We start from the raw sequence: 1,876 nt of genomic DNA on the forward strand, positions 1-1,876 counted from the left end.
GCTCCCGTTGAGCGTCAACGGCAAGCTGGACCGCAAGGCGCTGCCGGCCCCGGAGTTCAAGGCCGGCGGCACCGGGCGAGCACCGGCCACCCTCCAGGAGGAGCTGCTATGCGCCGCGTTCGCCAAGGTGCTCGGCCTGGAGAGCGTCGGGGTGGACGACGACTTCTTTGCCCTCGGCGGACACTCCCTGCTTGCCATGCGTTTGGTGAGCCGGGTGCGCTCACTGCTGGGTGTGGAGATGACACTGCGCATGGTGTTCGAGGCGCCGACGGTGGCGCGGCTGGCTGCCAGACTCACGGGTGCGGACCGGGCGCGGGTGGCACTGGGCGTGGCCGAGCGGCCCGGGCAGGTTCCGTTGTCTTTCGCGCAGCGCCGGTTGTGGTTCCTCTCGCAGCTGGAGGGTCCGAGTGCCACCTACAACATGCCGGTCGTCAGGCGTTTGCCGGGTGAGGTCGACGCCGGTGCGCTGAACGAGGCCCTGCGGGACGTCATCGGCCGGCACGAGGTGCTGCGAACCGTCTACCCGGAGGTCGACGGTGAGCCGTACCAGCTCATCCTGAAGCTGGAGGAGCTCGACTGGAAGCTGGCCGTGGCCGAGGTGGCGCCGGACGCGCTCGGTGCCCGGGTCGCGGAGGCCGAGGCGTACACGTTCGACCTGGCCGCCGAGGTGCCGGTCCGCGCCACGCTGCTGCGCACTGGTCCGCAGGAGCAGGTGCTGGTCGTGGTGGCCCATCACATCGCGTCCGACGGCTGGTCGCTGGGCCCGCTGATGCGGGACGTGATGCGGGCCTACCTGGCTCGCAGTGAGGGCCGGGCGCCGGAGTGGGAGCCGCTGCCCGTGCAGTACGCCGACTACACCCTCTGGCAGCGGGAGCTGCTGGGTGACCAGGAGGATCCGGAGAGCCTGTTGGCCAGGCAGATCGTCTACTGGCGGGCCAACCTCGCCGGCGCTCCGGAGGAACTGGGGCTGCCGTTCGACCGCCCGCGGCCGGCAGTCGCCTCGCACCGCGGCCACGGCGTTCCGCTGGAGGTCCCGGCCGCCGTCCACGCCCGGCTCGCCGAGGTGGCGCGCGCCGAAGACGCCACGGTCTTCATGGTCCTCCAGGCCGCGCTGGCGGTCGTGCTGTCCCGCCTCGGGGCGGGCACCGACATTCCGGTCGCCACGGCCGTCGCTGGCCGTACGGACGAGGCACTGGACGACCTGGTCGGCTTTTTCGTCAACACCCTGGTGCTGCGCACCGACCTCTCCGGCGACCCGACGTTCCGCGAGGTGCTCGCCCGGGCCCGGCAGACCGGGCTGAACTCGTTCGCGAACCAGGACGTGCCGTTCGAGAAGCTGGTCGAGGAACTCGCCCCGTCCCGGTCGCTGGCCCGGCACCCGCTGGTCCAGGTGCTGCTGACCGTTCACAACAACGAGCGGATCGTGCTGGAGCGTTCGGGCGCCGAGGCCGACGGCCCGGCGGCGGACGGCCGGACGGCGGACGCTGCGGCCGACGTGCGGGCCGCGAAGTTCGATCTCGAACTCGACTTCGTCGAGACGTTCGACCAGGACGGTGCTCCGGCGGGCCTGCGCGGCTTGCTGACCGCTTCGGTGGACCTGTTCGATCCCGATGCCGCAGTGCGGCTGGCGGGTCGGGTGCGCCTGGCGCTGGACCTGCTGGTTGCCGAACCGGGGACCCGGCTGAGCGGCCTGGAACTGCTGGACGAGGCGGAGCGTCGTCGTCTGCTGGTGGAGTGGAACGACACCGCGACGGGGGTTGAGGGGACGACGCTGCCGGCGTTGTTCGAGGCGCGGGTGGCGTCGACGCCGGATGCGGTGGCGGTGGTCTTCGAGGGTGTGGAGGTGTCGTTCGCGGAGTTGGATGTGCGGGCGAAT

The 1,876-nt window shown here is 71.5% G+C and carries 1 protein-coding gene; it reads left to right on the forward strand.

What is annotated here, in order from left to right; translation table 11 throughout:
• Positions 1 to 1,876, forward strand: a 1,876-nt coding sequence (locus ACIG5E_RS39400; protein ID WP_396542128.1) for a condensation domain-containing protein, incomplete at both ends; no start/stop codon positions are given.

It is taken from the genome of Kitasatospora sp. NPDC053057 (assembly GCF_044546945.1).
Taxonomy (GTDB): Bacteria; Actinomycetota; Actinomycetes; order Streptomycetales; family Streptomycetaceae; genus Kitasatospora.